The 4,246-nt window shown below is 70.0% G+C and carries 4 protein-coding genes and 1 pseudogene; 3 read left to right on the top strand and 2 right to left on the bottom strand.

Annotation, left to right across the window (positions count from 1 at the left end; all coding sequences use genetic code 11):
- The 3 genes and pseudogenes from AC1D01_RS23115 to AC1D01_RS23105 form a co-directional block, all read left to right on the top strand.
- Nucleotides 1-146, top strand: a pseudogene (locus AC1D01_RS23115) (aromatic compound catabolic protein); the annotation flags it as partial.
- Between the two features lie 23 nt (nucleotides 147-169).
- Nucleotides 170-559 (top strand): lactoylglutathione lyase, encoded by a 390-nt coding sequence (gene gloA, locus AC1D01_RS23110; protein ID WP_477870456.1) that lies wholly within the window; start codon nucleotides 170-172, stop codon nucleotides 557-559.
- A 22-nt stretch (nucleotides 560-581) separates the two neighbouring features.
- Nucleotides 582-1,877, top strand: coding sequence for an MFS transporter (locus AC1D01_RS23105; RefSeq protein ID WP_477870454.1), 1,296 nt, complete (start codon nucleotides 582-584; stop codon nucleotides 1,875-1,877).
- Between the two features lie 17 nt (nucleotides 1,878-1,894).
- Here AC1D01_RS23105 and eda read toward each other — a convergent pair whose 3' ends face one another.
- Nucleotides 1,895-2,518 carry a bifunctional 4-hydroxy-2-oxoglutarate aldolase/2-dehydro-3-deoxy-phosphogluconate aldolase gene (gene eda / locus AC1D01_RS23100; RefSeq protein ID WP_477870452.1) on the bottom strand — a complete coding sequence of 208 codons (624 nt, stop codon included), beginning with the start codon at nucleotides 2,516-2,518 and terminating at the stop codon, nucleotides 1,895-1,897.
- A 29-nt stretch (nucleotides 2,519-2,547) separates the two neighbouring features.
- A partial coding sequence (edd, locus tag AC1D01_RS23095; protein WP_477870450.1) for a phosphogluconate dehydratase occupies nucleotides 2,548-4,246 on the bottom strand: 1,699 nt, incomplete at its 5' end.

Here is a 4,246-nt window from a genome sequence, read left to right as displayed (position 1 = left end):
CTCACCGCGTGCCCGTGTTGCGCGCCATCGGCAGCGTGATCCACGTCGGCGGCCGCATGGCCACCGCCGAAGGGCGCCTGCTCGGCCCCGACGGCAAGTTGTACGCCCACGCCTCCACCACCTGCTTCATCTTCGACGCTTCCTGAACGGACCCAACGGAACATCCACCATGCGACTCCTCCACACCATGCTGCGCGTCGGCGACCTGCAGCGCTCGATCGACTTCTACACCCACATCATGGGCATGACGCTGTTGCGCCAGTCCGAGAACCCGTCGCAGCACTACTCGCTCGCCTTCCTCGGCTACGGCCCGAACCCGGAGCATGCCGAGCTGGAACTCACCTACAACCACGGCGTCAGCTCGTACGAGCTCGGCACCGCCTACGGCCACATCGCGATCGCGGTGCCCGACGCGGCCGCGGCCTGCGAGCGCATTCGCGCCGGCGGCGGCAACGTCACGCGCGAGGCCGGCCCGGTCAAGGGCGGCAACACCGTGATCGCCTTCATCACCGATCCGGACGGCTACAAGGTCGAACTGATCGAGCGCCGCTTCGACTGAGCCCGCGCCGAGGAAACCCGCCATGCTGTCCGAACGCATTTCCGTCTCGCTCGGCCGCCGCGGCATCCACTACGCGTGGGTGATCGCCGCGGTCACCTTCTTCGCGATGCTGACCACCTCGGCCGCGCTCGGCCTGCCGGGCGCGATGCTGCAGCCGCTGTCGAAGGAGTTCGGCTGGACCACCGACCAGCTGTCGTCCGTCTTCGCGGTGCGCTTCGCGCTGTTCGGCCTGCTCGGGCCGTTCGCCGCGATCTTCATCGCGCGCTTCGGGCTGCCGCGCATCATGGTGGCCGCCGCCAGCTTCATCGCGGTCGCGATGGTGCTGGCAACCGGCATCACGCAGCTGTGGCAGCTGTTCCTGCTGTGGGGGCTGGTGCTGGGCTGCGGCACCGGGCTCACCGCGCTGGTGCTGGGCGCGATGGTCGCGAGCCGCTGGTTCACCGCGCACCGCGGGCTGGTGGTCGGCCTGTTCGCCGCGAGCACCGCCACCGGGCAGCTGATCTTCCTGCCGCTCGCGGCCTGGATCATCGAGCACCACGGCTGGCGCTATGCGGTGATCCCGATCTTCATCGCCTGCGTGATCGTGGTGGCGCTCGTCACCTTCTTCATGCGCAACCACCCGAGCGAGCTGAAGCTGCTGTCGCTCGGCGAGCCCGCGGGCACGCCGCTGCCGCCGGTGCCGGCCGCGGCGCCGCTGAACTTCCTCGGCCCGTTCAAGGTGCTGCGCGAGGCGATGCACAACCGCACGTTCTGGATCCTCGCACTGAGCTTCTTCATCTGCGGGCTCAGCACCAACGGCCTGCTGCAGACGCACTTCATCTCGCTGTGCAGCGACAACGGCCTGTCGGCGGTGCCGGCGGCCTCGGTGCTGTCGATGATGGGCGCGTTCGACCTGGTGGGCACCACGCTGTCGGGCTACCTGTCCGACCGCTACGACAACCGCAAGCTGCTGTTCTGGTACTACGGGCTGCGCGGGCTGTCGCTGTTCTGGCTGCCGTATTCCACGTTCACGCTGTACGGCCTCGCGACCTTCGCGATGTTCTACGGCCTCGACTGGATCGCGACCGTGCCGCCCACCGTGAAGCTGGCCGCGCAGGAGTTCGGCAAGGAGCGCGCCGGGATGATCTTCGGCTGGGTGTTCGCCTCGCACCAGCTGGGCGCCGCGGTCGCGGCCTACGGCGCGGGGCTCACGCGCACGCTGCTGCTGACTTACAACCCGGCGCTGTTCGCGGCCGGCGCGGCCTGCCTGGTGGCGGCGGTGTCGGTGCTGCTGATCCGCCGGCAGGCGAGCGCAGCAGCTGCCTTGAAGACCGCGTAGAAGCTTCGTGCCCTTGATCAGGCGCGCAGCGCGCTGGCCTCCTTGGCCAGCGCGGTGATGCGCCCCCAGTCCTTCGCCTTCACCGCATCGGCCGGCGTCAGCCACGAGCCGCCGCACACCTTGACGTTCGGCAGCGCGAGGAACTGCGGCGCGGTTTCCAGCGTGATGCCACCGGTCGGGCAGAACACCACGTCGGTGAACGGCCCGGCCAGCGCCTTCAGCATCGGGATGCCGCCGGCCTGCATCGCCGGGAAGAACTTCAGGAAGAAATAGCCGTCGGCATTGGCCTGCATCACCTCGCTGCCGGTCGCGGTGCCGGGCAGAAGCGGCAGGCCCATCTCGCGGCAGGCGCGGCCGATCTCGTTGGTGTAGCCCGGGCTCACCGCGAACTTGCAGCCGGCGTCCAGCGCGGCCTTCGCATCGGCCACGCTGCGCACCGTGCCGGCGCCGAGGATCGCCTCGGGCACCTCTCTCGCGATCGCCTCCATGCACTGCAGCGCCACCGGCGTGCGCAGCGTCACTTCGAGCACCTTGACGCCGCCCTCGACCAGCGCGCGCGCCATCGGCACCGCGTCTTCCAGCTGGTTGATGACGATCACCGGGATCACCGGGCCATGGCCGGCCAGTTCGAGCGTGTTCATGCGGGGTTCTCTGTGGGAATGTGAAAGGTTCAAAGCCAGGTGACGGCGCCCTGCTCGGCGCTCAGCACGTTGCGGCGCATGCCGCCGAACAGCTCGCGGCCCAGGTCGTGGCCGTTGTTCTCCTGCTGCTGCGCGTCGATCTGCGCGACCTCGCGGGCCGCCCATTCTGCCTCCGGCACCAGCGCCTGCAGCGTGCCGGCCACCGCGTCGAGCCGGATGATGTCGCCGTTGCGCACCTTGCCGAGCGGCCCGTTCGCGAGCACCTCGGGGCTCACGTGGATCGCCGCCGGCACCTTGCCCGACGCACCGCTCATGCGCCCGTCGGTGACCAGCGCCACCTTGAAGCCCTTGCCCTGTGCCACCGCGAGCGGCGGCGTCAGCTTGTGCAGTTCGGGCATGCCGTTCGCACGCGGCCCCTGGAAGCGCACGACGGCGATGAAATCGCGCTCCAGCTCGCCGGCCTTGAAGGCGGCCAGCAGTTCTTCCTGCGCGTTGAAGACCAGCGCCGGCGCCTCGACGATGTGCCGGTCTTCCGGCACCGCCGAGATCTTGATCACCGCGCGGCCGAGGTTGCCGGTCAACAGCTTCAGGCCGCCCGACGGGCTGAACGGCGCGGCCGCGGTGCGCACCACGCTGTCGTCGTTGCTCTGCGCCGGCAGCGCCGACCAGGTCAGGCGCTCGCCATCGCCCTGCGGCTGCGTGCCATAGGCCGCGATGCCGCCTTCGGCCACCGCGGCCACGTCGGCATGCATGTAACCCGCATCGAGCAGCTCGCGGATCACGAAGCCCGGCCCGCCGGCCGACTGGAACTGGTTCACGTCGGCGCTGCCGTTCGGGTACACGCGCRCCAGCAGCGGCGTCGCATGCGAGAGGTCCGAGAAATCGGTCCAGTCGATCAGGATGCCGGCCGCGCGCGCCACCGCCACCCAGTGGATCAGGTGGTTGGTCGAGCCGCCGGTGGCCAGCAGCGCGACCATCGCGTTGACGATCACCCGCTCGTCGACCAACCGGCCGATCGGCGTGTAGCGGCCGCCGCCGTGCGTGATCGCGAGCGCGGCGCGCACCGCCTCGCGCGTCAGCGCCTCGCGCAGCTGCGCATGCGGGTGCACGAAGGCGGCGCCCGGCACGTGCAGGCCCATCGCCTCGAGCAGCATCTGGTTGCTGTTGGCGGTGCCATAGAAGGTGCAGGTGCCGGCGCCGTGGTACGCGGCCGATTCGGCCGCGAGCAGCTGGTCGCGGCCGACCAGGCCTTGCGCGTATTTCTCGCGCACCTTCGATTTCTCGGTGTTCGACAGCCCGGTGCCCATCGGCCCGGCCGGCACGAACACGCACGGCAGGTGGCCGAAGTGCAGCGCGCCGATCAGCAGGCCCGGCACGATCTTGTCGCACACGCCGAGCAGCAGCGCGGCATCGAACACATCGTGCGTCAGCGCCACCGCGGTGCCCATCGCGATGGTGTCGCGCGAGAACAGGCTCAGCTCCATGCCGGGCAGGCCCTGCGTCACGCCGTCGCACATCGCCGGCACGCCGCCGGCCACCTGCACCGTCGCGCCGTGGCGGTGCGCCTCATTGCGGATGATGTCGGGGAAGCGCTCGTAGGGCTGGTGCGCCGACAGCATGTCGTTGTACGAGGTGACGATGCCCAGGTGCGGCGAGCGCTGTGCCACCACCTTGAACTTGTCGTTGGCCGGCAGCGCGGCAAAGGCGTGCGCGACATTGGCGCAGCCC

It is taken from the genome of Rhizobacter sp. P3_B12, assembly GCF_056402895.1.
This window is presented reverse-complemented; position numbering and strand designations above follow the sequence as displayed.

What these genes read in the sequence shown, in the direction of transcription:
- gloA (WP_477870456.1), top strand. Translation starts at nt 170, where the DNA reads ATGCGACTCCTCCACACCATGCTGCGCGTCGGCGACCTGCAGCGCTCG.
- AC1D01_RS23105 (WP_477870454.1), top strand. Translation starts at nt 582, where the DNA reads ATGCTGTCCGAACGCATTTCCGTCTCGCTCGGCCGCCGCGGCATCCAC.
- eda (WP_477870452.1), bottom strand. Translation starts at nt 2,518, where the DNA reads ATGAACACGCTCGAACTGGCCGGCCATGGCCCGGTGATCCCGGTGATC.